The organism is Mycoplana sp. BE70 (assembly GCF_031455855.1).
Taxonomy (GTDB): domain Bacteria; phylum Pseudomonadota; class Alphaproteobacteria; order Rhizobiales; family Rhizobiaceae; genus Mycoplana.
Window position 1 is genome coordinate 1 of the sequence record NZ_JAVDTM010000003.1, and the last position, 24804, is coordinate 24804.

25 protein-coding genes are annotated in these 24804 nt (G+C 64.6%); 10 read left to right on the forward strand and 15 right to left on the reverse strand.

From position 1 onward, the window contains the following. From J2Y48_RS06130 to J2Y48_RS06140, 3 genes are all read left to right on the forward strand, one after another. On the forward strand, positions 1–2080 hold a 2080-nt coding region (locus tag J2Y48_RS06130), incomplete at its 5' end, for an ABC transporter transmembrane domain-containing protein (RefSeq protein ID WP_310414355.1). 50 nt (positions 2081–2130) lie between these two features. Continuing rightward, a complete protein-coding gene (locus J2Y48_RS06135) occupies positions 2131–2592 on the forward strand; it encodes a cyclic nucleotide-binding domain-containing protein (protein WP_310414358.1) in 462 nt (153 codons plus the stop codon). A 312-nt stretch (positions 2593–2904) separates the two neighbouring features. Beyond that, positions 2905–3732 carry an MBL fold metallo-hydrolase gene (locus J2Y48_RS06140; RefSeq protein WP_310415695.1) on the forward strand — a complete coding sequence of 276 codons (828 nt, stop codon included), beginning with the start codon at positions 2905–2907 and terminating at the stop codon, positions 3730–3732. 106 nt (positions 3733–3838) lie between these two features. On the opposite strand, the gene J2Y48_RS06145 is transcribed toward J2Y48_RS06140, so the two are convergent. The 3 genes from J2Y48_RS06145 to J2Y48_RS06155 all read right to left on the reverse strand — a co-directional run bounded on the left by J2Y48_RS06145 (position 3839) and on the right by J2Y48_RS06155 (position 6389). Beyond that, on the reverse strand, positions 3839–4258 hold the full coding sequence (locus J2Y48_RS06145; protein ID WP_310414361.1) for a DUF1801 domain-containing protein: 420 nt from the start codon (positions 4256–4258) through the stop codon (positions 3839–3841). A 239-nt stretch (positions 4259–4497) separates the two neighbouring features. Beyond that, positions 4498–5298, reverse strand: coding sequence for a polysaccharide deacetylase family protein (locus J2Y48_RS06150; RefSeq protein ID WP_310414365.1), 801 nt, complete (start codon positions 5296–5298; stop codon positions 4498–4500). Continuing rightward, positions 5295–6389 carry a glycosyltransferase family 4 protein gene (locus J2Y48_RS06155; protein WP_310414367.1) on the reverse strand — a complete coding sequence of 365 codons (1095 nt, stop codon included), beginning with the start codon at positions 6387–6389 and terminating at the stop codon, positions 5295–5297. The genes J2Y48_RS06150 and J2Y48_RS06155 overlap by 4 nt, the downstream gene beginning before the upstream one ends. A 162-nt stretch (positions 6390–6551) precedes the next feature. Here J2Y48_RS06155 and J2Y48_RS06160 point away from each other — a divergent pair, with 162 nt between their 5' ends. Beyond that, positions 6552–7532, forward strand: coding sequence for a polysaccharide lyase (locus J2Y48_RS06160; RefSeq protein WP_405030166.1), 981 nt, complete (start codon positions 6552–6554; stop codon positions 7530–7532). Between the two features lie 54 nt (positions 7533–7586). Here J2Y48_RS06160 and J2Y48_RS06165 read toward each other — a convergent pair whose 3' ends face one another. The 4 genes from J2Y48_RS06165 to J2Y48_RS06180 form a co-directional block, all read right to left on the reverse strand. Beyond that, positions 7587–7793 (reverse strand): hypothetical protein, encoded by a 207-nt coding sequence (locus tag J2Y48_RS06165; protein ID WP_310414370.1) that lies wholly within the window; start codon positions 7791–7793, stop codon positions 7587–7589. Positions 7794–8038: 245 nt separating this feature from the next. After that, complete coding sequence (locus tag J2Y48_RS06170; RefSeq protein ID WP_310414373.1) at positions 8039–9001, reverse strand: glycosyltransferase; 963 nt, start codon at positions 8999–9001, stop codon at positions 8039–8041. Positions 9002–9165: 164 nt separating this feature from the next. Further along, positions 9166–9822 (reverse strand): hypothetical protein, encoded by a 657-nt coding sequence (locus J2Y48_RS06175; protein WP_310414376.1) that lies wholly within the window; start codon positions 9820–9822, stop codon positions 9166–9168. 142 nt (positions 9823–9964) lie between these two features. Beyond that, positions 9965–10483, reverse strand: coding sequence for a YcgN family cysteine cluster protein (locus J2Y48_RS06180; protein WP_405030167.1), 519 nt, complete (start codon positions 10481–10483; stop codon positions 9965–9967). A 228-nt stretch (positions 10484–10711) separates the two neighbouring features. On the opposite strand from J2Y48_RS06180, the gene J2Y48_RS06185 reads away from it, so the two are divergent. The 3 genes from J2Y48_RS06185 (at position 10712) to J2Y48_RS06195 (ending at position 14175) form a co-directional block, all read left to right on the forward strand. Beyond that, positions 10712–12874 carry a transglycosylase domain-containing protein gene (locus J2Y48_RS06185; protein WP_405030168.1) on the forward strand — a complete coding sequence of 721 codons (2163 nt, stop codon included), beginning with the start codon at positions 10712–10714 and terminating at the stop codon, positions 12872–12874. 163 nt (positions 12875–13037) lie between these two features. Beyond that, positions 13038–13625 (forward strand): DUF1214 domain-containing protein, encoded by a 588-nt coding sequence (locus J2Y48_RS06190; protein WP_310414379.1) that lies wholly within the window; start codon positions 13038–13040, stop codon positions 13623–13625. Further along, positions 13618–14175 (forward strand): DUF1254 domain-containing protein, encoded by a 558-nt coding sequence (locus J2Y48_RS06195; RefSeq protein WP_310414383.1) that lies wholly within the window; start codon positions 13618–13620, stop codon positions 14173–14175. Before J2Y48_RS06190 ends, J2Y48_RS06195 begins: the two co-directional genes overlap by 8 nt. 181 nt (positions 14176–14356) lie before the next feature. Here J2Y48_RS06195 and J2Y48_RS06200 read toward each other — a convergent pair whose 3' ends face one another. Beyond that, positions 14357–14545, reverse strand: coding sequence for a hypothetical protein (locus tag J2Y48_RS06200; RefSeq protein ID WP_310414386.1), 189 nt, complete (start codon positions 14543–14545; stop codon positions 14357–14359). Between the two features lie 564 nt (positions 14546–15109). On the opposite strand from J2Y48_RS06200, the gene J2Y48_RS06205 reads away from it, so the two are divergent. Continuing rightward, positions 15110–16024 carry a hypothetical protein gene (locus J2Y48_RS06205; RefSeq protein ID WP_310414388.1) on the forward strand — a complete coding sequence of 305 codons (915 nt, stop codon included), beginning with the start codon at positions 15110–15112 and terminating at the stop codon, positions 16022–16024. A gap of 246 nt (positions 16025–16270) precedes the next feature. On the opposite strand, the gene J2Y48_RS06210 is transcribed toward J2Y48_RS06205, so the two are convergent. The 4 genes from J2Y48_RS06210 to J2Y48_RS06225 all read right to left on the reverse strand — a co-directional run bounded on the left by J2Y48_RS06210 (position 16271) and on the right by J2Y48_RS06225 (position 20657). Beyond that, the gene (locus J2Y48_RS06210; RefSeq protein ID WP_310414391.1) at positions 16271–16639 is read right to left on the reverse strand and encodes a DUF1491 family protein; all 369 of its coding nucleotides are present in this window, start codon (positions 16637–16639) and stop codon (positions 16271–16273) included. Between the two features lie 57 nt (positions 16640–16696). Then, on the reverse strand, positions 16697–18127 hold the full coding sequence (locus J2Y48_RS06215) for a methyl-accepting chemotaxis protein (RefSeq protein ID WP_405030175.1): 1431 nt from the start codon (positions 18125–18127) through the stop codon (positions 16697–16699). A gap of 162 nt (positions 18128–18289) precedes the next feature. Continuing rightward, positions 18290–19165, reverse strand: coding sequence for a peptidoglycan-binding domain-containing protein (locus tag J2Y48_RS06220; RefSeq protein WP_310414394.1), 876 nt, complete (start codon positions 19163–19165; stop codon positions 18290–18292). Then, positions 19137–20657: a HAMP domain-containing sensor histidine kinase gene (locus tag J2Y48_RS06225; RefSeq protein ID WP_310415704.1), complete on the reverse strand. Its 1521-nt coding sequence runs from the start codon at positions 20655–20657 to the stop codon at positions 19137–19139. Before J2Y48_RS06225 ends, J2Y48_RS06220 begins: the two co-directional genes overlap by 29 nt. Before the next feature lie 550 nt (positions 20658–21207). On the opposite strand from J2Y48_RS06225, the gene J2Y48_RS06230 reads away from it, so the two are divergent. Together J2Y48_RS06230 and J2Y48_RS06235 are read left to right on the forward strand one after the other, a co-directional pair. Beyond that, entirely contained in the window at positions 21208–21633 is a 426-nt protein-coding gene (locus tag J2Y48_RS06230) for a DUF5330 domain-containing protein (protein ID WP_310414397.1), read from the forward strand. A 162-nt stretch (positions 21634–21795) separates the two neighbouring features. Further along, on the forward strand, positions 21796–22215 hold the full coding sequence (locus tag J2Y48_RS06235) for a SufE family protein (protein ID WP_310414398.1): 420 nt from the start codon (positions 21796–21798) through the stop codon (positions 22213–22215). Positions 22216–22317: 102 nt separating this feature from the next. Here J2Y48_RS06235 and J2Y48_RS06240 read toward each other — a convergent pair whose 3' ends face one another. From J2Y48_RS06240 to J2Y48_RS06250, 3 genes are all read right to left on the reverse strand, one after another. Continuing rightward, a complete protein-coding gene (locus J2Y48_RS06240) occupies positions 22318–23148 on the reverse strand; it encodes a DUF6456 domain-containing protein (RefSeq protein WP_310414403.1) in 831 nt (276 codons plus the stop codon). Beyond that, complete coding sequence (locus J2Y48_RS06245) at positions 23141–23617, reverse strand: helix-turn-helix domain-containing protein (protein WP_310414406.1); 477 nt, start codon at positions 23615–23617, stop codon at positions 23141–23143. Before J2Y48_RS06245 ends, J2Y48_RS06240 begins: the two co-directional genes overlap by 8 nt. Positions 23618–23961: 344 nt before the next feature. Next, positions 23962–24399, reverse strand: coding sequence for a MucR family transcriptional regulator (locus J2Y48_RS06250; RefSeq protein WP_310414408.1), 438 nt, complete (start codon positions 24397–24399; stop codon positions 23962–23964). Positions 24400–24804: the final 405 nt, after the last annotated feature.

Consider the following 24804-nt stretch of genomic DNA (forward strand, 5'->3'; position numbering starts at 1 on the left):
GCTGCTGGTGCTGGGACGGGAACGGCAACTGACCGCGCGCGAACTGGCCGGCAGGGTCAGCGAAATCGTCGACGGCATCGGCACGATCCGCGCCTTCGACACCTCGAACCTGGAGCGCGCCGACATCGCCGCCCGGCTCGGTCGGATCTTCAAGATCCGCTACGACCTCTACCAGTGGAAGTTCCTGGTCAAGTTCATCAACAATTTCCTCGCCTCCGTCACACCCTTCCTGTTCTACAGCATCGGCGGCTACCTGGCGCTGCAGGGTCGGCTCGACATCGGCCAGCTGGTGGCCGTCATCGCGGCCTACAAGGATCTGCCCGGTCCGCTGAAGGAACTGATCGACTGGGACCAGGCGCGCCAGGATGTACAGATCAAGTACACTCAGGTCGTCGAGCAGTTCAAGGTCAACAACCTCATCGATCCCGCCCTGCAAACGGTTGCGATCGACGAGCCGAAACGTCTCGATGGCCCGCTTTCGACCTTCAACCTGACGCTTGCCGACGACAGCGGCGCCCGCACGCTCGAGCACGTGTCGATCCAGTTCGATCCGGGCCAGTTCACGGCGATCATCGGCGGGGCCGCAGCCGGCGGCGAGGCGCTGGCCGAGGCGATCGGCAGGACCGTATGGCCGGAATCGGGGCGTATCACCGTGGGATCGAAAGATCTGCTCGAGCTGCCGGAATCGGTCACCGGGCGGCGCATTACCTACGTCACCTCCGACGCCTATTTCTTCTTTGGCTCGCTGCGCGATAACCTGCTTTACGGACTGAAGCACGCGCCGCTCAAGGCTGCTGAATACGACGATGCCCACATCGGCCAGCGCAAATGGGAGATTGCCGAGGCCAGGTTGGCCGGAAACCCCGATCTCGACATCCACAGCGACTGGATCGATTACGAGGCGGCAGGGGCGACCGGGCCGGAAGACCTGTTCGACTCGGTGACCGCGGCGCTCGATTGCGTGTACCTGACCAAAGATATTCTGGAGCTGGCGCTGCGCTCGACCATCAATCCGGCGCTCCACCCGGACCTGACGGCACATATCGTTGAGCTGCGCCAAACCTTCCGCGAGGAACTGGAAAGGGCTGGGTTGGGCAACCTCGTCGTTCCATTCGAGCCGGATCGCTACAATGTCGAGGCCACAGTCGGCGAGAACCTGCTGTTCGGCACCGCCATCGGCGAAGAACTGATGGGCCGGGCCATCGGCCGAAACCGGTATTTCGTCGACGTGGTCACCCGCAACGGCCTCGACCGCATTCTCTACCAGATGGGCTACGAGATCGCCGAGAACGCGGTCGAGCTCTTCGCCGGGCTCCCGCCGGATCATCCGTTCTTCCAGCAGCTCACCTTCATGACGGCGGACGACATCCCGCACTACCAGCAGCTGCTGCAGCGGCTGAAGGGCAAGGACTTCGCCGAGACGACGGACGACGAGAAGCACGACATCATCCGCCTGAGCTTCGCCTATATCGAGCCGCGGCATCGCTTCGGCCTGCTCAGTGACGAGCTGATGGCCAAGATCGTCGAGGTGCGCCGCCAGTTCCACGACGGAATGCCGGACGACATGAAGGACGCGATCGATCGCTACGATCCCGACACCTTCACCGCCTCGGCCAGCATCTTGGACAACGTGCTTTTCGGCCGCGTCAGTCACCGCCAGGCGGACGGTCCGGAGCGGGTGCGTGCCATGGTGATCTCGCTGCTCAGCGAGCCGGGATTGTACGACCAGGTGCTGTCGATCGGGCTGGAATTCAATCTCGGTCCGGGCGGCCGCCGCATCACCCAGGTCCAGCGCCAGAAGCTCAATCTCGCCCGCGCACTCCTGCGCCAGTCCGATTTCTATGTCTTCAACCGCCCGCTGCCGGCGCTCGATTCACGGCTGCAGGAGCAGATCTGCAGAAACGCGCTGGCGCTGGTGCGAAACCACAGCCGGGGTTCGGCGGTTGTCTGGGTGCTGTCGAACACGTCGCTGACGGACCTTTTCGATCGGGTATTGATCTTCGACAAAGGCCGGCTGGTGGGAGATGGTAATCATGCCGAACTTGCAGACAATGCGACATTCAAGGAATTGGTGTCATAATGGCGCGATAGAAGGCCTTACGCCACCAGCACCGGGGAACGGACGAGACCATGCTTTTGAAGGATGAGGTACAAATGCTGCGGCGGGTGCCGCTGTTTGCCGGAGTGGAGCCGACGAAGCTGAAGCTTCTGGCCTTCACCTCCGACCGGGTGAGCTATGCGGCCGGCGAAATCCTGTTCAGGCAGGGCGACCGCGGCGACGCCGCCTACGTCATCCTGACCGGCAAGGCCGACATCCTGGTGGAGGCGCCGGGCGGCCAGATCAAGGTGGCCGAGGTCGAGGACAACTCGATCGTCGGCGAAATCGCGATCCTCTGCGATGTCTCGCGCACCGCGACCGTGAAGGCGGCGACCAGCCTCGAGGCTTTGCGGATCAGCAAGGAACACTTCCTCAAGCTGCTGACCGACTTCCCCGAGATGACGATCGAAATCATGCGCGAGCTCGCCAGCCGTCTCAGCCGCACCACGGCGGAGCTGACCGAGGCGCGCGCTCGGGCACGCAAGCAGGATTAGCCTGCACACAGGAAAGGAACCAGTTGCGGCATTGAAACGTTGAGACAGGATGGTTTCAGAGTTCCGGACTTTCGGAGGCTGGAGTTTCCCTCCCAACTTCCTTCTCGCAAAACAGTTTCACATTCGCTACGCTTGAAATACCAATTGTGTCTGGGGCACCGAAAGGAACTGTGGAAGGCTAAGAGCCTTCGCCGCCTTCGGCGATCCGGAAGAGGTCAGGCAGAGATGAACATGTTGGGAAGGCCGCCGCATTCGAGGCACGAAACGCAAGGCCCCCGCCGGCTGAAGGAAAGCAACGGCGCGAACGATGTCATGTCTGTGCGCTTCTGGGGGACGCGCGGCAGCATCCCGGTTTCCGGCCCCCAGTTCAGCCGCTACGGCGGCAATACCGTTTCCGTCGAGATCCGCTGCGGCGACCAGGTCCTGTTCTTCGATGCCGGTTCCGGTATCCCCCCCGCCGGCCTGGCGCTGAAAGCTGAGGGCGTCGACAAGGTCGATCTCTTCTTCAGCCACTGCCACTACGACCACATCATCGGCCTTCCCTATTTCAAACCGCTGTACAACCCCGATTGCGCCGTGAACATCTGGTCGGGACACCTGGCGGGCATCATGACGACCCGGGAGATCGTCTGCGAGTTCATGCAGCCGCCGTGGTTCCCTGTCGATCCGAAAATCTGCCGCGCCCATCTCGGTTATCACGACTTCCGCGCCGGCGACGTGCTGGAGCCGCGCCCGAACGTGACGGTGCATACCGGCAACCTCAACCATCCTGGTGGCGCGATCGGCTACCGCGTCGAATGGAATGGGCGATCGGTGGCGATGATCACCGACACCGAACACGTGCCGGGTACGCTCGATCCGGAAGTCCTGAGGCTGATCGAGAACGTCGACCTGTTCATCTACGACTGCTGCTATACCGACGAGGAAATGGAAATCTTCAAGGGCTTCGGTCACTCGACCTGGCAGCAGGCGATCCGCCTGGCCCGGGCCGCCAATGCCAGGGAGATCGCCTTCATCCACCATGCGCCGTGGCGAACCGACGCGGAACTGGAACAGATCGACCGCCTCGCGGCTGCCGAGTTCCCCAAGTCCTTCTCCGCCCGCGACGGCCAAGTGCTGGAATACACCACCGTCGGCTGAAGCGTGCTGCAATCTTTCAGATTCACTTGCCCGCTTGCTTCGGCTCGCTGTCTCTCACACGGTGTAGAGACGTGGTCCTGCCAGACGTCCAATCTGCACCGGCCACCTACATTCGCTCTCCCGGCAATCGGCTGGCCTGCTCGACCCAGGCAGCGAACTGCGCTTCGTCGAGCATGTCATCCTCGTAGATGTCGAGATAGCGGACTTCCTTTTGCTTGGAGCCGCCTGGCGGGACGGGACGCAGCGACGTCCCGCGAAAGAAGGCCACCTTGATGTACTTCGTGAAGCAATGGTAGCTGAGGAACCAGCCTTGGCCTTCGATGCCGTAGAATGGCGAGTTCCATTTGACGGCTTTGTGCACGCCGGGGATCGTCCGGGCGATGAGCGCGTCGAGGCGGCGCCCGACCTCGCTTTTCCAGCCCGGCATGGCCGCGATATAGGCCTGCACCGGAGCATCTCCGGCACCCTTTGCGATCTGCGGGTTGCCGCCGGAAAGCAGGCGCGGCTCGCCACCAGCAGAGGGCATCGCGCGCTCGGTTGCAGGCGATCGGCTGCTCGTCTTTTCTTTCGCGCCCTCGGCGTCCCTATTGGTCGCCGGCACTGCCGCCGCCGGTGTCTTGCTCGTCCCGTCCCGACATTGCCCTCACCACAGTTGATGGACTGGAATGTAAACACAGCACAGAACGTCCATTCCTGCGAGTCGGTTTCAGATAAGCTGAACGGGCGGCATGCGAATGAGGATCCGCGTCTTCTCGGACGTGCCGGCTAATGTTTGCCGTTCAGGCAAGTCGATGGACCAAATTCCGACGCCGTCTCGACTATTGCCTCAACCAAAGTCGAAAGTCTGGTCCAGGTGCAGCCGGGGTGGCGGACCGTCCGCTCGAACAGCGTTTCCAGGAAAGTCCATACCGCATCGTCGTGGACGAGATGGTGGGTGAGCAGGCCGAGCGTCCCGCCGCCCGCTTCCATCGCCCGCAACCGCGCCGCCATCTCCCCGACCAGCATGCCGGCGTCGCGTCCGCGACGCGTTCCGCGCCAGTCCATCACGTCGACATGAGTGTTGATCGCCCGCAGCCCCAAGTCCTTTTCCGGGCCGAAGACCGAGAGCGCGCGGTAGCCGATCCCGCTGAGCTCCGGGATCAGCTTCACATCGATCCGGTTCCAGGGCGGCACGAGCACCGGCACGAAACGGGACCGATGGAGGCGTGAAAGCTGCGCCAGCCCCTTTTCCAGCGAGGCGAGGACGACATCGGCCGGCCGATGGCCACCGAGCTCCTGCTTCTTCTCGCCGGCAGGCGCGAAATTGTCGTGCGACCAGCCATGCACCGTGACCTCGACATGCGCCGCCGTCGCCAGCCGATGCGCCAGTGCCTCACCGGTGAAGGCCGGGATGACTGCGAGCGTCGTGGGTACCGCGTAATGGCCCGACAGCGTCAGCAGCCGCTCGAGGAGAACCGTCGGCTCGACCGCGTCGTCGTCGCGCAGCCACAATGTCGCGACCCGCCCCCGCTGATGCCAGCGATCGAGTTCGTCGAGAAGCGGCTGCCAGACGGCGTCATCGCTCATGCGCGGGCTCCCAGATGTTCATGCAGGATGTCGTTGAGGCGCCGTGCCGCGCGTTCGATCGAACAGTCCTCGGTCACGAAGCGGCGCGCAGCCTTCGCCATGCGATCCCGCTCGTCGCTCTCGGTCAAAAGCCGCTCCAGCGCCGCGGCATAGGCGCCGACGTCGCCGGCGGGCGTCAGCAGGCCGGTCTCGCCGTGCCGCACGACCTCCGGCACGCCGGCGACCGCTTGCGCCGCAACCGGCAGCCCGGCCGCCTGCGCCTCAAGATAGGCGAGCCCATAGGCCTCGCCCGTCCCGGGCCAGACATAGGCGCAGGACTGCTGGAGGATCTCGGCAACCTCTTGCGTGCTGCGCTGCCCATGCCAGGTGATGCGTTCGGACGGAAGCGCCGCGAACAGCGACGTCGCCTCATCGCGCAGCGGCCCGTCGCCAACGATGGACAGCGTCCAGGGCACGTGCGGCAGACGAACCAGTGCGGCCGCCAGCATGCGGTAGCTTTCCATCTTGTCGCCGGCGCGCATCATCGCGACCGTGGCGAGCCGGCCCGGCTGTGGACGCGGTTCTTTAGCGAGGAATGGCGCCGGATCGATGAAGGGGCGCACCAGCACGTATCGCCCGTCCGGAACACCTTCGAGGAGACCGTTGCGGTCGCGGCGCGTGAAGCAGATGTTGACGGCGGCCGCACGCACCGCTTCGATCAGGTGGTCCTGGTTCCGGGCCCATATCCCCTGGTTGCGCCGCCGGGAATAGGACGCCTCGGCGGTGAGGTAGGCGAGCCCGAACCGGCGGGCGAGTTGCGGGCCGATCAAGTCGGGCGCCTTGTAGTAGGGGTGATAGCAAAACCAGGCATCGGGGGCGCCTTCGAGGCTCCAGAGCTGCGACAGCCGTTCGACTTCCGCGTCCGCCTCTCGGTCGGTGCGCTCTCTTTCCTTCCCGGTCGGATCGGACGAGAAACTGCGCAGTTCCGAAGCGACCGTCACCGTGTGGCCGCCGCGCTCGAGCGCCTCGATGAGGAGGCGCGCCATCAGGCGATCACCGGAGGGTACCGGGTGGTTCGGCGATTTCAGCGGAGCGTAGAAGGCGATCTTCATCAGGAGAGCGTTCTAGCGCATCAGCGTGCGGTTTGGAAATGGACCCGTCGTCCATGCATCCCGTAACGCATTGAAAATCGCCACGGATCCTCCGTCAAAATTGATGTACGAAAAGAACAATTCCGCGCTAGTCTCGCGGCGATATCAAGAGGAGCCTTTCGGATGCCCGCAATGTTGCCATTCGCCCGCACTGCGCTTGCCGCTCTCGTCCTCATGACTGCTCCAATGCCCGCCTCCGCCGAGGATGCAGCGCAGCGGAAGCTCTATGATGGTTTCAACGCTGCGGATTTCGTCGAGACCGGCGGGCTCTACTACCGGGATAACGCGGAGCAGCAGGCGGGAACAGCGACGTTCCAGAGCGAGGTGAAGCGCGAGGGCGCCGGTGCCTTGAAGCTCAGCGTCCGGCCGCTATGCGACGCCGAAAGCGAAGGTTGCAGCGAGCGGGCGGAAATCTGGGAGAAGACGGCACTGCGCGTGCCCTACGACGAGGGTGTATGGTTCGGCTTTTCCGTCCTGTTTGTCGATCCGATCCCGCAGGACGACCACCGCTACCTGATCGCCCAGTGGAAGCGCGAGATCGGATCGGACGCGGAGGGCGACTTCAGCCCCTTCCTCGCCCTGCGGCTCGACAACGGAAAACTCTTCGCCACGATCGAGAGCAATTACCAGGATGGCACGAGCGCCGAGATGAAGGACGGCGTGGCGGCATGCCCGACCGGAAGCACGCCGGTGTGGCTGCGGCCCGAGACCAAACAGATGCGCTCGCTCGTCGCCCATGACGCCAACTGGACGGCCGAGGACGCCAAGATCTTTCCCAGTTGCACCGACAAGCTGGTCGTGACCGGGCGCGGAAATCCGCTGCCGGCCCCCGCCTCCGGCTGGATCGACTTCGCCATCTATACGCGGCCCGGTCCGGACGGCACCGGCCATATCGAGATCTTCGCCAACGGACTATGGATCATGACGGCCAAGGGCTACATCGGCCACAACGACCGCGGGCTCGGCGAGAACCAGTACTTCAAGTTCGGCCCCTACCGCGCCGCCGGCCAAGGCGAGTGGACGCTTTACTACGACGATTTCCGCCGGTCGCCGGACTGCATCGACGTGTTGCGCGACGAGAAGGCCTGCGCTTTGGTGCGTTGACGAGACGCCGCAGCAGAAAGGCTGCCAACTGCGGCAGGGCCTTCCGCGCGGGTCTCAGACAGGATCCATGCTGACGATCTTGCCCGACCCGGTGACCGTGCATTTCGAGGTGTAGGCGCCCGTTCCCATGGTCAAGACCCAGTTCGGGCCGGAGCACTCGGCACCATTCGCCACCGAGGTTCCCGGCGTCGCGTCCTGAAATTCATCGGCACCCCGCATGCAGGCGTCGAGCGCCGCCTGCGGAACCTCGCCAGTAGCCACCCCGGCGGACGTCGATCCGCCGCCCTGCTTCCCGCATTGACCAGCCTTCAGGGTGTCGATCCGACTGTAGCGGCCGTTTGAAACGTGGACCTTGGCGCAGGTTTTGGTCGCGGCGTTTCACCAGGTATTGTTGCCGCCCACGTCTTCATAGCCGCGCGCACGGCGAACCTCTGCACTTACGTGAACCGCCGCTCCAGTTTGCAACCGGGGGCGGCCGCAATGCGAACCGGGCGTAGTGTTTCAGCCTACCACGGCTTCCAGGCGACCAGCAGCCCGCCATCCTCCCGCTCGGCGCGCTCGCACAGGGCAGTCACCTCCTCGATCGGCGCACGGCGGGCAACCTCGCCCGCAACCAGCGCAGCGTCGGTGACGGTCACCGCACCACCGCGGCAGACCACGGTGAACAGCAGCGGCCCGGTCGACCACCAGGCGGGCGCGTCCGGCAAGGCGGCCGCCGCATCGGGGAGCGCGTCGAGGATGCGCCGGAAGACGGGATGCGCCGGCGGGGCGGCGATCAGGGAATTGGTCAGGAGCAGGCTGCCCGTCCCCAGATCGCGCGGCGTTTTCTCCGCCAGCGCCGTCAATCCGACCAGCGGCATGACGTCGTGCAAGGCGACGTCGCGCCGCGTCGGATACCAGTCGCAGTCGAGGTAGATGCCGCCGAAGCGTTCGAGAATGAGGTAACGGGCGACGTCGACCGCCCCCGGCAGATCGCCGGCGTCCCGCATGGCCGCAAGGATCGGATGCCGGTCGAAGCCCGCCGCCTGCAGATCCGCCTCGCGCCACAGCCGATATTCGTAGCCGTGACGGACAGCATGGTCGGCCCAGGCCTGCGTGGACACCGGCACGTCCGCCGTGCCGATCCAGACTTGATGAATGATGCGCGGCACCGGCTGCCGGTCCGCTTCGGCCAGCGCAGCGCGCTCGGCGGAGGAAAACTGCCCGTAGCGAGCCAGAAGCTCCGGCGGCGGGACCAGCGTGTACTGGTAGCCGACGCGCCGGATCGGCTCGCCCTGCCGCTTGGCGATCTTCAGATAGGCCGAATGCAGCTTGCGCGGCAGACCGAGCACCGTCAGAGGACCCAGGAGATGGTTGTCGGGGTCGGCCGCGACGGCATCGAGGATCTGAAGGGCATCCTCGAACCGTCCCTCCTCCCGAAGCGCCTCTGCCTGCTTCAGCCGTGCCCTTAAGTCTTCCCTGCTCGCCATCCACAATCCCGCCGGCAACCCATTCGTCGTTTCTTGGGCTAACGCGGAAGACCGCGTCACGTCAACGGGCGACCCATGAGGTCGCTCGCCTGAAAGGAGGCAGTGCCGGAAGGCCCAGCCCACGGGTCAACCTCCGTGAACCGGGCAATGGCGTAGCGTCCCGATCAGTCACGCCCGCCAGAACGGCGCGGTGGCAACAGGAAGCGTTCGAGCACTTCCTTCTGTCCCGGTTCCAGGACTGCCTCCAGCGCGGACTTGGCCGCCTTCAGCTTTTCCGCCTTTTCCGCGCGGGTTTCGGCCCGGGCAATCATCCGGTCGAGGAAGTCGAGGCCGGAAGGCCCGGCGCGACCGGATGCCGTGCCTTCGGCGGGGGGCGTCTGCGCTGCCTGCTGTTCGTCAGTCGGTGCCAGGGTCTCTCCCTTCATTGCGCCCTCGTCCCCGGCCTGGTCGCGTGACGCCATGGACGCGCGCTGGGGCGTGGCGAAATCGACGAGAGCCGCGGTAAAGGTCCGCCAGGCGTCCAGTTGCGCCGTCTTGATGCCGGCCGCCGTTTCCGCCGCGGCCAGCCGCGTCGCCAGCCGCTCGGCGAAGTTGGCGCCGTGCCAGCGCCGGGGGCCACGGTCGCGATCGCGGCCATGTGCTTCATGCCGGTAGCCGCGCTCCATGCGGTCGCGATCGCCCGATTGTGTTTCTGCGCGCGCCGGGTGGCCGGCATCCTGCGCATGCGCCGGCAGCGCCGGCGCAACCATCAGCGGCAGCGCGGCTGCTAGAGCCAAGGCATTGCGCAGTCGTCTGGAGCGGTTCGGGATATTGCTGGTCATCGTTTTGTTTCTCCTCGGGAAATGTCCCTTGCGAAAACAAAACTAGGGGCCGCTCTTGTCCAGTCTATGGCGCGAGTGCGGCGAAGCGTTCAACCACAATGACGTTTGCGTGATTACAACCCGGCGCGGAGCGGTCGCATCCTTACCGGTTGCCGGCCTTGCCCACCTCAAGTGGCCAGGTGACGAGATAGTCCTCGTAGTCCTCGACATCGATCCCCACCTCGCTGACCGTGCGGCCGCGAGCGGAGATGCCGGCCTGGTGGACGGTTTCCGGATCGCCGGAGACGAGGTAGTGCCACCAGTAGAGATCCTCGCCGTCGCGGACCAGGCGGTAGGCGCAGGTGGGCGGCAGCCAGCTGATCTCGCCGACCGATTTCACCGTCAGGCGAATACAGTCCGGCACCGTCGCTTGCCGGTTCTCGTAGTCCTTGCAGCGACAACTATGCTCGTCGAGCAACTGACAGCGGATCGACGTCCAGACGACTTCGCCGGTATCCCAGTCCTCGAGCTTGTTGAGACAGCAAAGCCCGCATCCGTCGCAAAGGCTCTCCCATTCGCTGTCTGTCATTTCAGCCAGCGACTTGGACTGCCAGAATGGCCGCTCGTTGCCGACGCTTTCGTCGGTCAACGGAACCTTCTTCATCTCGTTCGTCGCACCCATGCCTGTCCAGTGGACCCAACCGCCTGAAAGGTCAAGCAAAAGCATCGGTTCGGGCCGCAAACCCGCTTTGCGGCAAGGAAGGATTGTACGCGGCGACGTCGCTTCAGCCAGAACGCGCCCGTGACGACCAGGAAACGAAACGGAAACCATGTTGTTTTATCCGTGACGTTTGCCTGATATCGTAGGCAGGAGCCGGTGGGTTGCGCCGCGCGCATGAGGGATGAAGCCTTGCAGGACCAGGATCCGTCGCCAGACGAAACGCCGGGGGAAAAGCCGCGCCGCCGCAAACGGCATATTCTGCTGCGGATCGATTCCTGGATCGATTCGACGATCTGGAACGCCGGCTTCCGCCTCGCCGAGTGGTGGGAAGAGATCACCATCTTTTTCCGCCGCTTCATCGTGAAGGGCTGGAAACGGGTGCTGTTCGAGCTTGCCGGCGAAGGCATGAACCTCGGCACGGCCGGCTTCATCCTGCTCCTCGCGCTGGCGCTTCCGGCCTTCGAGGAGACCAAGGGCGACTGGCGCAACAAGGGTGATTTCGCCGTCACCTTCCTCGACCGCTACGGCAACGAGATCGGCCATCGCGGCATCATCCACGAGGATTCGGTGCCGATCGACGAATTGCCCGATCACCTGATCAAGGCGGTGCTGGCGACCGAGGACCGGCGGTTCTTCGACCATTTCGGCATCGACTTCCTCGGCCTGGCCCGCGCCATGACGGAAAATGCGCGCGCCGGCGGCGTCGTGCAGGGCGGCTCGACGCTGACCCAGCAGCTCGCCAAGAACCTGTTCCTCACCAACGAGCGCACGATCGAACGCAAGATCAAGGAAGCCTTTCTGTCGCTGTGGCTGGAGGCGAACCTCTCGAAGAAGGAGATCCTGCGCCTCTACCTCGACCGCGCCTACATGGGCGGCGGCACGTTTGGCGTCGCGGCCGCCTCGCAGTTCTATTTCGGCAAGGACATCACCGACGTGGACCTCGCTGAAGCTGCGATGCTGGCCGGCCTGTTCAAGGCCCCGGCGCGCTACGCCCCGCACGTCAATCTGCCGGCCGCCCGCGCCCGCGCCAACGAGGTACTGACCAACCTCGTCCAGGGCGGGCTGATGTCGGAGGGCCAGGTGATCGCCGCCCGCCGCAACCCGGCGAGCGTCATCGACCGGCAGGAGAAGACGGCGCCGGACTTCTTCCTCGACTGGGCCTTCGACGAGGTGCAGCGGATCGCCCGCCCCTTCGCCCAGCACTCGCTGATCGTGCGCACCACCATCGACATGGGCCTGCAGGCCGCGGCCGAAGAGGCGGTGGAGACGGGGCTGCGCCAGTACGGCGAGAGCTTCCGCGTCAAGCAGGGGGCGCTGGTGATGGTCGAGAACGGCGGCGCCGTGCGCGCCATGGTGGGCGGGCGCGACTACGGCGAGAGCCAGTTCAACCGCGCCACCAAGGCGCTCCGCCAGCCGGGCTCGTCCTTCAAGGTCTATACCTATGCGGCCGCGATGGAGAAGGGCAAGACGCCGGAAGACACGATCATCGACGCACCGATCACCTGGCGCGGCTGGTCGCCGCAGAACTACGGCCGCAGTTATGCCGGCCGGGTGACGCTGATGACGGCGATCGCGAAATCGATCAACACCGTGCCGGTGCGGCTCGCCAAGGACTTCCTCGGCACCGAGCTGATCGCCCAGACCGCCAAGGCGATGGGCGTGGAGACGCCGCTGCGGACCGACAAGACCATGCCGCTCGGCACCTCGGAGTTGACGGTGCTAGACCAGGCCACCGCCTATGCGGTCTTTCCGGCCGGCGGGGTGCAATCGCGCCGGCACGGCATCACCCAGATCCTGAACTACAAGGGGGACATCCTCTACGACTTCGGTCGCGACGAACAGCCGGCCAACCGGGTGCTTTCGGAGACGGCGAATGCCAACATGAACCGGATGCTCGTCAACATCCCGGTGAACGGCACGGCCCGCAAGGCCGCGCTCGACGGCGGCATCGTCACGGGCGGCAAGACGGGCACGACCCAGGGCTATCGCGATGGCTGGTTCGTCGGCTTTACCGGCAACTACACGACCGCTGTCTGGTTCGGCAACGACGACTACACGTCGACCAACAACATGACCGGCGGCTCGCTGCCCGCCATGACGTTCAAGCGGCTGATGGACTACGCCCATCAGGGCATCGAACTGCGGCCGATCCCAGGCATCGAGAATCCGTTGCCGGGCGCAGCACCGAAAACGGCGACGGCAGCGACGGCAGGCACGGCCGAGGATGCGCTTCCGCCGCTTGTCCGGCCGCGTTCGCTGTCGGTCGGGACGACGCGGCTGCTGCGCTCGATCGCCAGGGATCTTCGCGACGCCAAGCCGGTTTCCGCCGATGGCCACGTGGCGGCGCTGTGAGCCGGTGGTCATGCCCCCGATCGCTTCCGGTCGATGGGCCGTCGCTGCAATTCAGATGGGAATCGATTTCGGCGCGGAATCATGCAAGGTTCTGGCTGTTCCCGCCCAAGCTCAGGTGTGCTGGGCGCAAGACGACCGTCGCATGTCCAATCGGTAGGCCCATTTGTTCCGTATTCCCCTGCTTGTCGCCCTCGCCCTTGCGATCACCTTCGGTCTCGGCACGCTCTCGGCGGTCTGGGCGCTGAAGGCGACGATCGGCTTCGGATCGATTGCGCTTGGCCCCTGGAACGCCTTTCCGAACGCGCAGACGGGCAGCGCCGACCCGTACGCCAGAGCCCATCGGGCACGGGACGGGGCGCTGCTCCTCGGCAGCGCAGAGGGGCTGGTGTTTCGTGCCTCCCACGACAGCAGCGGACTCACGCTCACGGGACGATGCAGCTACGACGTGGCCGGACTGACACCCGCTGCCCGCTTCTGGACGCTGCATGCCACGACACCGGACGGCAAGCCGTTGTCGCTCGATCGCAATATGCCGGGCGGCTTGAATTCCTGGACGGTCCTGCGGGGCGCCGACAGCAACTTCACCGTCCGGGTGGCCGCTAGTGCCCAGCCGGGCAACTGGCTGGCTGTCCCGGCGGGTCAGCCGTTCCGCCTCGTTCTGACGCTGCTCGACACGCCGGCGGCTGGCAGTTCCGGGGTGGTGGACCTGTCCATGCCGGTAATCACCCGGGCCGGATGCGCCAATGCGTAGCGTCATTTTCGCCGTGCTCGTTGGCATTTTGGGCGCCGCCGCGCTGCACATCCTGATCATTCTGGCCGTGCCCGGCTTCACCGGCAACGACGCCTATACGCGGATAACCGAACTGGGCGAGCCGCAGCATTTCTATCCGCTGGACAACGATCCGGTCGCCGACGGCGGGCTCGTCAACGACGATCCGGGCATGCGGATCGCCGTCTGCGCGCTCTCGGTCGCCGAGCGTCCTGTGCGGCTGTACGCCCCGGCCGGTGTCCCGTTCTGGTCGATCGGCCTCTTCGACAGCACCGCAAACGAGGTGTTCAGCATGAACGATCGCACGTCGGTGGGCGGCGTGCTCGACGTCGTTGTCGCCACGCCGATCCAGCTGAACGCGATCCGCAAAACTTTGCCGGCAGATCTGTCGCGATCGATCCTCGTCGAGATGGCGGGCGAGGACGGCTATGCGGTGCTGCGCACCTTCGTGCCCACCGCCACGATGGACGAGGCTGCCTATTCCTTCCTCAGCGATGCCGGCTGCGAGGCGATCGAGGACGAGACGGAATGAGTGGCCGAACCAACCGCTGACACCGCGCGGTTGCACGTGATGGCCTAGGGCGACGACGCCGCGCAGATCTTTTCAGTTTTCAAGGAAGGATGAAGCGAACAGCTTCCAATGGGCATTTCGAGAGATGCCCGGATGCACGCGATCGTCACGCCGCCGAGAAGCTCAGCAAGCGCGAATTATTCTAGCGACGAGCGTCGTTGCCGGCTTCGCTCGCTTTCCTGGCGCGCGCCTTCGCAGCGATCATGGCCGGGGTCAGCCGCTCGTAACGCACACCGGTAAACAGCAGCACGGCTGCCGGCGCCTCGTGCCAGACCTTATCGCGTCTGGGCGTGCGCGACAGTCGTTCCTGTAATCGTACCACGTCTGACATTCTCGCCTCCTTAACAAGAATTGAGACGGATGAAGGACCGCACATAACTCACCCTGTCCGAGCCGGTGCTACCGTATCCGCTGCCGATGGTGGTTTTCGAACGCTGAACAGTGCCACCACAGCCAACCTTGAACGGACGAGGGCGCTGAATGGTTTCCCGAAGCGGGAAAGAAAATGCCTGCCGCCGCCGTCCAAGGCATCCGGTACATCGCACCCTGCCCTGGTGCGCCGCTGCTGGCATCCGCGCGAAGCAGCTGCGCATGTCGGGAAGCATAGCATGTGATTGTCGTTTGCCCATGCCCCTTCCCACCATCGAATCGTAGTGCCATTACGGTTAACATCTTGCTAATTCTTTTCGTCTACTTGTTGGCAATCATGGGTTTCAAGCGGCTGGGGTTCCATGCGAACCGTTGACTGCTCGCACTCCTGCCGCATCCGAAAGCCGTAGGATCGACAGGAAAGCGTCGGTCAATCGCTGCAATCGTGTCAGAGTGGTACGTCGTGGGGGACAGATTTCGCGAACTGGAACGACCGCAGTCGGGACGGCCGAAGGATATTGTCCTGATGGCGACGGTCTCCGGCTTCGAAAGCCTCTCCCGGCCGACGCGCTCCGACCTCAAGCAATTCCACGAGCTGTTTCTGGCCACCTACCTCGCTTCCAGCGACGAGGCCCGCCGGCAGGCGGTCGCCGCGCTGTCGCAATGCCCGGTCGTGCCGCAGGAGACGGCACTGTTCATCGCTCGCCAGCCGATTGCAATCGCCGCCATCTTCCTCACCCGATCGAGCGCCATCAGCGAGACCACCCTGCTTGGCATCCTGCCCGGCGCCTCTCCGGCGCACGCTCGCGCAATCGAACGCCGCGACAGTCTCTCGCCCCGGCTGATCGAAAACCTGGTGGGGCTGCATCAGGCTCACCGCAGCCGTGGCGCCGTCGAACACGAGGTTGACCGCGAGGCGACCCTGGCCGAGACGCGTCGCCAGGCGCGGGAAGAGGAACTGCGCGAGGAGATCAAGGCGCTGGCGCGCGCGCAGACGCCGGCAGAGACGGGCCTTGCACCGCTCGCCGCGATCGCCGAGATACATCTCGCCTTGATCGTCCGTTTTGCGCGCTCCGGCGAAACGGGAATGCTATCGGTGACCCTTGCCGATGCGCTCGGCTCCAGCCAGTGGCTCACCGAGCGCATCCTGCTCGACATTTCCGGCCAGCAGCTTGCAACGGTGCTGGTTGCCCTCGCCGCACCGAACATCGATTGCACCTTTGTCCTCACCCGCCTCTATCCGCACCTTGCACAGACCGGGCGGGTGGGAAGTCGCGCCGACATGCTGCTTGCCGGGCTCGAACGGGCCGCCTGCGTCGCGCGGGTCGAAAGCTGGCGCCGGGCGGACGCCTACACCCATCGCGACCAGCCTCTTGCGGCTGGCAATGCGGCCGGAACCGAGACTCCTTCTGCAGGCGCGTCGCGGCGCGCCGCGGGCTAAGCCCCATCGAGGCGCGATGCCGCGTCCCTTCCCGGAGGTCGTGATCGCGCTCTGTGTGCGGTGCAGCAGCCCGGTGTCAGTGGCCGGTCGCCTGCTCGCGCAGGTCGGCCCGAACCGCGGCCAGCATGGTGGCGACGAACATGCCGGCTACAAGCAGGACGAAAACGGGAAGGACGATCAACATCGCGGGGCTCCGGTTCAGCATTTCCTGAACCGTGTTGTCCCACAGCCACGCCGCCGACGCTGTTACCGCCGGAACAGGGGATCGTCCCGTTCGGCCGCTTGCAGCTCGACAAGGCTGCCGATCTCCTCGGCCTCCAACGCCACGATCCACAGGTCCGGATCGAAGCGGATTTCGCGATCGAGCGCCTCGGAAACAGCTTCGCGCGGCTGGCGATCGAGCCGAAGCTCGAATAGGCGCTTGCCGGTGGTGTCCTCGTCGAAAAAGCTCTGCGGCGCCGGTGCGTAGAGCGTTTCCGTGCCGTCGCGGAAGGACTGGCGGACGAAGACGGCGCCGCCTTCGGCAGCCCCCTTGCGCTCGATTGCGGCGAAATCACCGCGCGCGAAGGCGTTGCGGACCAGGGCGGCGGCGAAGATCTCGGATTTCAGGCGCATCAGGCTCCATACCGGCAGGCTGCCCGCGACGCAACCTTCCGCCCAGCAGGCTCGCGCTCAGACGCGGATCGCCAGGCGCAATCCGCCCCAATGCCTGCCATTGACCGTGATGGGCGCGGATACGTCCTTCATCAGCACGAACTGGCCGCCACCCATGTCACGACGGTAGGTCTGCACGAGAAACGACTCCGTGCTGCGGCCGGCGCCCAGGCCGACTCGGTCGTCGAATATCCGCCGGTTGCGGCAGTTGGCGGTATTCCAGGCGACATCTCCAGGCCGCTGCGGTGCGGAGAATTTGAGATTGTGCGCCGGCAGATAGCCACCCTCGTCGACGGCGGCGCAGAAGGCGATACGGTCATCCATCTCCAGGACCGGCTCCTGAAGCTCGGGCAGGACGCGTTCCGCAAATTCGGTATAGCTCGTCAGGTACTGGACCGGATCCGATCCCGGAATTGGCCGGTAACGCCGGTCGAAAAGCGCGTCCATGCCAATCGCCCCGGAACGAACTGCCGCCTCGAAGCGCTCGGACATATCGGCGGCCACTGCCATTACCTTGCGGATAAAGGGACTGTCCGGCGTTTCGATGCCGGCGCTCGCGGTCGCCTGAATGATGCGCTCGGAGATCGCGACGACGTCGTTGACCCGCCCCGAGGTCGCCTGCAACGTGTCATCGGACTTGAGGATTTCGGAGGAAACAGTCGACAGCGTCTGCGCCAGATCCGCGCATTGCTGGTCGACGCTCCCCGTGTTCGCAGCAAGGGCCGAGGCCCCGTCAAGGATCTGCGCCATGACACCGCCAACTTCCGCAAACGAACCCTTGACGACGGCCGCCGTGGTTCGCACCCCTTCCGCCGACAGACGTGCGCCCTCGCCGGCAGCGACGAGGCGGTCGATACGGTGAGCAAGTTCCCGAAGGGTCGACTGGATCGATGCGGTCGTCTGCGAGGTCTGCAGGGACAGCGCCCGCACCTCGGCAGCGACGACGGCAAACCCCTTTCCGGCATCGCCTGCCCTGGCCGCCTCGATGGCCGCGTTCAGAGCCAGAAGATTGGTCTGGCGCGCGATCGTGCCGATCGCGTCGGCAAGCATGCCGACATCGGACAGCGCCCCCGAGACGGCGGATATTTCGGTTCCGATCTCGTTGGAGGCGGTCACCATCTGGTCGATGGCCTGGATGGATCCATCGAGTTGCGATGCCTGCTCGCCGAGCAGGGTTCGGGCATTGGCGGCCAACTTGTCGGTTTCACCGAGGGAACGCGCAACTTCGCCATTGGCGGCGGCCACGGTTTCGGCTGCACGGGTCAGTCGGGCAAAATGGGCCGCGTGCGCGGCGGACTGGTTGGCCGTATCCTGGATCGCTCCCGCAATGTCGACGAGATGGACGCCCAGCCGGGACGCCTCGCCCGCGAGCGTCGCGATTACACCGCGCAACATCTGTGTGCTTTCCTCGCCCACTGGGAGCGAATCTTCGGCAGTTTCTGCCGCCATGATTGCAGATCTCACACCTTCCTCCCGTAATTCGGGAAAAGAGTGCGGCAACATGGTTAACGCATCCTTTCCCCGCGGAGGCGACAAGTTGCAGCTTTGGTCGAATACGCGGGTGGGACAGTTTGGGTCACAAGAAACCGCGACAGGCGGCGCCTGTTCGCGTCAGAGAGCGCCGATTTCCTTCAGCTTGCTGAGCACGAGTTCGTTCGGCTCGCCGGTGGTCGGCAGCCTGTAGTGCTTTTCGAAGGCACGGATGGCCTCGCGGGTCTTTGAACCGGCGACGCCGTCGACGGCGATGTCGGCATAAGCGATGTTGCTCAATCCCTTCTGGATCTTCATCACCAGCGCGCTCGATTCCGCCGGTCTCGAGGTCGGTGCCATTGCCGGTTCGGCCTCGGCGGCACGGATGGCAGCGGCGACAGGATCGATCTCGGCTCCCATGTCGGAGGCGCTGCCGTCCGGCAGCGGTCGCTGTGCCGGCAGGACGGCCACCTGCGCCGGCAGGTCGCCATGAAGTGCCGAAAGCAGCTCCTCGTTCGGCGCGCCTGTCACCGCAAGCCCGCGCTGCTGCTGGAAGCGCCGGATCGCCGCCATCGTCCCTTCGTCCATGCGCCCGTCCGGATCGCCCGCATGGAACCCCTGCCGTGCCAGTTCCGTCTGGATCTCCAAAACGAGCTTCGAAGGTTGCGCATCCGCTGCCGCATCGGCGGCCTGCTCGCCCTCCCGCTCGATCAGGAAGGTGGTGACGTCCGTCGGCGGTTTGCGCAACGCCGAGAAACCGAGCGAATTTTGCGCCGATCGCGTCTTCATGATCGGCGACGGGTGGTCACTCGGCTGATACCAGAGCGCGTTGGCGGCGACGAAGGAAAAGACCACGGCAAAGGCCGCGCCTCCGCCGACCACGGACGGATGCCGGGCCGCGAAGGCGCCGAGCGCCAGAACGGCGCGCTGGACAATGCCGGGGCCCGCAGCCTTCCGCTTGCCCGCGTTGCGGCTGCGGCCGCCCCGTTCAAGCTGTTTTCGCGCGCGTGCCGTCATGGCCCCTTTCCTTGTCGCCGTCCGGGATGCCTCCCTCCGTCATGCGCATCGCTATCGCATGGTTCCGCTCACGGGAATACAGGCGGGGCGGGAATTCCTCAGCATTGTCTTGGGCACCGTAGCCCACGGCAGTGCCAGCCGCGCTCGCCCCATCCGCCGGGATCGTCACGATGACCTGCGTTCCCTCGCCTGCCTTGCTGCGGATGGTAACGCTGCCGCCATGCAGTCTCACCAGACCCTTGACCAGGGACAGTCCAAGGCCCGTCCCCTCGTACTTGCGCGTATACTGGTTCTGGACCTGCACGAACGGCTGGCCGATCACGTCGAGCTGCTCGACGGGAATGCCGATGCCGGTGTCGCTGACGCAAAGCACGAGATCACGACCCGCGCGGGTAGCATCGATGGTGACAAGGCCGCCCTTGTCGGTGAACTTCACAGCGTTGCCGACGAGATTGATGAGGATTTGCTGCAGGGCGCGCTGGTCGGCGACCGCCTCGCCGGTGTCGTGCGATACGCGACTTGTGAGTTGCACGCCCTTCTGACGCGCCTGCAATGCCAGCATCTGCTCGCAGGTGCGGACGCTATCGGCAACGGGGAAAGGTTCCAGGACCAGCTCGTAGCGGCCGGCCTCGATCTTGCTGACATCGAGCATCGTGTTGACGACGGAGAGCAGGTGATCGCCCGATTGATGGATCAGCGCGACGTATTCCCGTTGGCGATCGTTTTCCAGCTTACCGAAATATTCGCCGGCCAGGATGTCGGAAAAGCCGAGGATCGCGTTGAGCGGCGTGCGCAACTCATGGCTGACGGCAGCGAGGAACCGCGTCTTGGCGTCGTTGGCCGATTCCGCTTCGGCCGCCTTGCGCGCGCTGTCGCTGCGCAGCTCAGCCTCGGCGGAAATATCACGCGACTGGGCAACGATCGAGGCGAGCAGGCCAGCCGCGTCGCGGATCGCCGTCATATCGGTGCGCACGTTCAGGAACTGCTCGCCGTCCATCGCCTTGCGGCGTTGCTCAAGTCGAAGGTCGACGCTGACATGATCTTGGCCCTGGCGCAGGCGATCGATCGCCTGCAGGAAACCGAGCCGGTCGGAAACATGGATCTGGTCGATGAACCCGCGCGCGAGCGGATCGCGCATCGCAGCCAGCATCGCTTTGCGATCGCGACCATGCACGGCCGTGACGTAGCCGCGGGGATCGTGCAGCGTGACGAGGCCGGCAAAGAGGTCGTAGCACGCGGTCTCCGGGGCGGCGGACAGCGAATTGACGGGCGCGACGGTACGACCGCCGGCGCCGTGGCGGCCGAGGGCCGACGACGTGGCCGTCGCAAGCAGCCCGCCGGCGGCGGCAAGCGCTGCGCCCGCCGGCAGAGCGGAGGACAGCGGCATGACCATTGAGAGCGCCAGCGGCAGGACTGGAACGGCGACCAGTGCCGTCAGGAAGATCGCCCGCAGGCCGACCGGCGCGCCGCCGTCTGCGCCGGAGGTACGCATGTCACCCGTAACAGCGGCCGCGGTGGCTGCCATTCTGTCAGCGATGTCACTCAGGAAACGCACGCAATACCCTGCCGTCAGTCGTTCTTTTATCTGCGCCCAGAATCGCACCGGCGGCTTAGAAAAGATTAAACACACGCCGCCGGAAAGAGGCCGAAAGAGCCGAAAAAGCCTGTTTCAAAGCAACACAGCCGGCATTCGTCCGGTGTGGTTAATGGGGGGTAAGCGTTTCAAAATGCGGCATTTTTTCGTTCGTGTTAACTTCTCGGACGTGCCCGCGCGGCAGGAACGCCGGTCTTCAAGGCGGTGTGGCGGACCTGCCCTGCCATCATGCTTAACGCCGGCCCCTAAAATTTGAGAGAAATGCCGATCAAACGCCGATCGTTCAAGTTTTATGCAATTTTGAGGAAAACACGAGCGATTCCAGCAAAGGGCCATTTTCCTGCCATCGCTATGCTCGCATCAATGGCTTGAACCCGGTAGACACGACCGGGACGGCGACGAGGCAGCGGTCGGCAAGAGCCGCGCCGGAACGAGGATGGGCAAGGCAATGTGGTTTCTGATCAAGGGAGCGTTCTGGTTCTCGTTGGTGCTGGTGCTGCTGCCGCTGTTCGACAACGACGCGGCGACGAAGCTGCAACAAGGTCCCTCCGTCGAAATCGGCGATACCGTCAGCGCCGCCAGCGAGGCCATCACCTATCTGTCCGCCCTGTGCCTGCAGAAACCCGACGTCTGCGAGAAGGGAGCGGAAACCTTCGTGGCGCTCGGACACCGGGCACGTGAGGGCGCCCGCGTCGCCTACAAGCTGCTCGACGCGCAGTTTGCCGATCCGGCTGAGGACTCCGCCGACGCCAGGGCCGCCTTGGCACAGCCGCTGCCGGCGCTCGCCGCCGTTGACGCGGAGGCAGCCGAGGCCGACACCGTCATTACCGGCACGATCGCCGTTCCCTCGCGCCGGCCCGACCCGGCCAGGTAACGGCTCCTCTGAAATTTGCCCGCCTTGTTGCTGTTGCAACCGCCGCGAGGAGCGTCCCTGCCTCGCGGCGCTTCTTTTCTTGAAGAACGACACGGCGGGCGTTGGGTTCAAATCGGCGTCCTTGTGCATTATATGTCTGGCAGATGTAGAATTGGATCCGCCATGACAGACCTTGCCCAGATCATCGATGACTTCGCCTTTCTCGACGAATGGGAGGACCGCTACCGCTATGTCATCGAACTCGGCAAGGCGTTGCCGGAATTGAGCGAAGACAAAAAGAGCGCGCAGAACAAGGTGCACGGCTGTGCCAGCCAGGTCTGGCTCGTGACGCATTCGGATGGCGGCGGCGATCCGGTGCTGACGTTCGAAGGCGATTCGGACGCGCATATCGTGCGGGGCTTGGTGGCGATCGTGCTCGCCGTCTATTCCGGCAAGCGCGCCTCCGAAATCTCCAGCACCGATGCGCTCGACGTGTTCAACACGATCGGCCTGGTCGAACACCTCTCCTCCCAGCGCGCTAACGGATTGCGCTCGATGGTGCGGCGCATTCGCGACGAAGCATCTATCCGCGTCGCCGCGTAACGGCGCAAAGCGCGTCGCGCCGCTGGTTGCGTTTCACCGCCGTCACGAACTGGTTTCCGCGTTTGGAAGATGGGCGCGTCGAGCCGGTACACGCCTGTTGCGTCATGCTCCTCCACCGGGGCGGGACGCGAGATCCGGGCGGTAGCCGTCCGCGCCCCAGCGATGGGGCCTCGGCAAAGACGGCTGCGGCGCATAGTGGCGTGACAACGCCATCAGCGCGGTGCGCAGCATCAGCTTGGCCGAACGCACCGGCCACTGCCGCTCGCGCTCCACCGTTTCCAGCCCCTTCAGGAAGCAGCAGACGTCAAGCGCCACGCCGCAAAGTTCCGGGCCCATCGCATCGATCGCCCGCTGCAGGCGCTGGCGGGCGGCGAGCGCCGTGTCCGAGATGTCGCGTGCCTGTCCCATCTCGCCGGCGGTGCGGCCGGCCAGGCGCGGCTGCCAGGCCATCGTCATTCGGGGCGTGAGGCCGGCACGATGGAAGTCACGGGCGAACTGCTCGGCCGCCGCAATCGCCTCGCCGGAAAGAAACGGGGTTCCCGCCTTGTCCTTCAGGCGCGACAGCGCCGAGAGTGGCGACTCGAGCAGATTGACGCTGACCGCTTGGCGGGTGGCCGATACCTGCACCGTCCGCTGTTCGAGCGCGCGGTGCTGATCCTGAAAACCATCGGCACCGGAAAGCAAGCGCTTGATGTACCCGCGGGTTTCAGGCGAGGCAGCCAAGGTCGCCCCGTGCCGCACCGCCAGTCCCGCCCGCAGCGCGTGTTCGAGCACGGCGCGCGTCACGGTCCCCTCCTTGCCACAGGACTTTTGCAACCGAACCGGATCGGTGTCCGACATCGTCACGCCGCCACCGGCGTCGACGAGGAAGCGCAGAAGGGCCGCGAGCGGACGTCCGGCGGGTGATACGGGTTCGCCCTTGCGTTCACTCATGGTCGAACGCCCCCATCGTGCCGAAGACCGACAGGGTTATCCGCTCGACGGTGGCGACGAAGTCATCGAACGCGCGGTCGTCGCGGCGGTCCTCCACCACATTGCACGCGTGGCCGACGGTCGTCCGGTCGCGCCCGAACGCCGCACCGATGTCGGCGAGCGATATCTGCAGCGCGACGTGGCAGACATACATGGCGATCTGGCGGATATGGGCCGCGGCACGGCGACTGTGCCGCCGACGCAGGATCCTTTCGTGCGACAGTGACAGGAGTTCGGCGACAAGCTGGCGCACGACGCGGCAAACCGAACGCACGGGAGGTTCGCAGCGCTGGAACACCCCCGCTCCACCGAAGGCAACGGCCAGCAACCGGGCACGCCTTTGCCGCAGGCGATGCTTTCCATCGCCGCGCGCCGCTTGAGAACAGGCGGAAATGGCAGGGATGTCGGGCAAAGGCAGGGTGCTGGGCATAGCGCTCACTCCATTGATAGGAATTTATTCATATCACCCTACACAGGAAGCGGGGATGAATGGAGCGTGTCAATGCTTACTCAAGTTGAAATCACAGGATAATTACCAGAACCTATCCCGCAATAGGCATATTTTCCTTTTTCAGGACACAAAAAAGCCGGGCCACCAACGCGACCCGGCGTGATCGATCCGCTCTTTTCCGCGTTGCTCGCTGTGGACGAACAGCTTCGGTGCGGTCGCTGACCTGAAGCACCTCGCGATCTTTCAGATTCGCTTGCCGCGCTTCAAGTCCTTGTTCTTTCGCCTTTGTCCCGATACCGGTTCCCGCTTTCGGGAGACATGCTTTAGCGCTTCGCCTTGCGGCGCTGGCCGAGGCCCATTTCCTTTGCAAGCCGCGAACGCGCTTCGGCATAGGACGGCGCAACCATCGGATAGTCCGGCGGCAGGTCCCACTTCTCGCGGTACTGCTCCGGTGTCATGCCGTAGTGGGTCATCAGGTGCCGCTTCAGCGACTTGAACTTCTGCCCGTCTTCCAGGCAAATGATATAGTCGTTCTGGACCGACTTGCGGATCGGCACCGGCGGCTTCGGCTTTTCGGCCTGCACCGGCTCCTCGACAACCGCGGCGGGACGCGACGTGTTGTTGAGGGCGGCGTGCACGTCGGCAATCAGGGTCGACAGCTCGGAAACCGGCACGACGTGGTTGCTGACATAGGCGGCAACGATATCTGCTGTCAGTTCAACGAGCAGATTTGAGCCGTTGCCGTCGGAAGTCTCAGTCATTTTCTTCTCCTGTCGGACGATCCGGCTGTCACGCCTGGGCAACAGCGGAATCAAACTGCGTAATGCGCAAAGCGTACCTTGTGTTTTCTGGGTAAACCTGCCCGCATCCGTGAATGGATGCCCCTGCGGCAACAGATTCACACTGCGCTAATATTACTTCCGACACCGGAGCGCCCCTTACCTCTCCAAATCTTGGCCAGATCCACGTTAGAAAAGGAGCACTTTAGAATGGCCGCAACTTAGACTGGAGTTCATCGCGCAAGCAAAATCAACATACAAGCTTTACTTGACGTGGAATAACATCGTTTTCAAGAAAGTCCAATAATATTTTGGAGATCAGAATGTGTGTCTTGTACATCCCCCATTTGGGGGAGATGCGGACAAAAAAGGGTGTATCGGCCGGTT

What these genes read in the sequence shown, in the direction of transcription:
- J2Y48_RS06135 (WP_310414358.1), top strand. Translation starts at nt 2,131, where the DNA reads ATGCTTTTGAAGGATGAGGTACAAATGCTGCGGCGGGTGCCGCTGTTT.
- J2Y48_RS06140 (WP_310415695.1), top strand. Translation starts at nt 2,905, where the DNA reads ATGTCTGTGCGCTTCTGGGGGACGCGCGGCAGCATCCCGGTTTCCGGC.
- J2Y48_RS06145 (WP_310414361.1), bottom strand. Translation starts at nt 4,258, where the DNA reads ATGCCCTCTGCTGGTGGCGAGCCGCGCCTGCTTTCCGGCGGCAACCCG.
- J2Y48_RS06150 (WP_310414365.1), bottom strand. Translation starts at nt 5,298, where the DNA reads ATGAGCGATGACGCCGTCTGGCAGCCGCTTCTCGACGAACTCGATCGC.
- J2Y48_RS06155 (WP_310414367.1), bottom strand. Translation starts at nt 6,389, where the DNA reads ATGAAGATCGCCTTCTACGCTCCGCTGAAATCGCCGAACCACCCGGTA.
- J2Y48_RS06160 (WP_405030166.1), top strand. Translation starts at nt 6,552, where the DNA reads ATGCCCGCAATGTTGCCATTCGCCCGCACTGCGCTTGCCGCTCTCGTC.
- J2Y48_RS06170 (WP_310414373.1), bottom strand. Translation starts at nt 9,001, where the DNA reads ATGGCGAGCAGGGAAGACTTAAGGGCACGGCTGAAGCAGGCAGAGGCG.
- J2Y48_RS06175 (WP_310414376.1), bottom strand. Translation starts at nt 9,822, where the DNA reads ATGACCAGCAATATCCCGAACCGCTCCAGACGACTGCGCAATGCCTTG.
- J2Y48_RS06180 (WP_405030167.1), bottom strand. Translation starts at nt 10,483, where the DNA reads ATGGGTGCGACGAACGAGATGAAGAAGGTTCCGTTGACCGACGAAAGC.
- J2Y48_RS06195 (WP_310414383.1), top strand. Translation starts at nt 13,618, where the DNA reads ATGCGTAGCGTCATTTTCGCCGTGCTCGTTGGCATTTTGGGCGCCGCC.
- J2Y48_RS06200 (WP_310414386.1), bottom strand. Translation starts at nt 14,545, where the DNA reads ATGTCAGACGTGGTACGATTACAGGAACGACTGTCGCGCACGCCCAGA.
- J2Y48_RS06205 (WP_310414388.1), top strand. Translation starts at nt 15,110, where the DNA reads ATGGCGACGGTCTCCGGCTTCGAAAGCCTCTCCCGGCCGACGCGCTCC.
- J2Y48_RS06210 (WP_310414391.1), bottom strand. Translation starts at nt 16,639, where the DNA reads ATGCGCCTGAAATCCGAGATCTTCGCCGCCGCCCTGGTCCGCAACGCC.
- J2Y48_RS06215 (WP_405030175.1), bottom strand. Translation starts at nt 18,127, where the DNA reads ATGGCGGCAGAAACTGCCGAAGATTCGCTCCCAGTGGGCGAGGAAAGC.
- J2Y48_RS06220 (WP_310414394.1), bottom strand. Translation starts at nt 19,165, where the DNA reads ATGACGGCACGCGCGCGAAAACAGCTTGAACGGGGCGGCCGCAGCCGC.
- J2Y48_RS06225 (WP_310415704.1), bottom strand. Translation starts at nt 20,657, where the DNA reads ATGCGTACCTCCGGCGCAGACGGCGGCGCGCCGGTCGGCCTGCGGGCG.
- J2Y48_RS06230 (WP_310414397.1), top strand. Translation starts at nt 21,208, where the DNA reads ATGTGGTTTCTGATCAAGGGAGCGTTCTGGTTCTCGTTGGTGCTGGTG.
- J2Y48_RS06235 (WP_310414398.1), top strand. Translation starts at nt 21,796, where the DNA reads ATGACAGACCTTGCCCAGATCATCGATGACTTCGCCTTTCTCGACGAA.
- J2Y48_RS06240 (WP_310414403.1), bottom strand. Translation starts at nt 23,148, where the DNA reads ATGAGTGAACGCAAGGGCGAACCCGTATCACCCGCCGGACGTCCGCTC.
- J2Y48_RS06245 (WP_310414406.1), bottom strand. Translation starts at nt 23,617, where the DNA reads ATGCCCAGCACCCTGCCTTTGCCCGACATCCCTGCCATTTCCGCCTGT.
- J2Y48_RS06250 (WP_310414408.1), bottom strand. Translation starts at nt 24,399, where the DNA reads ATGACTGAGACTTCCGACGGCAACGGCTCAAATCTGCTCGTTGAACTG.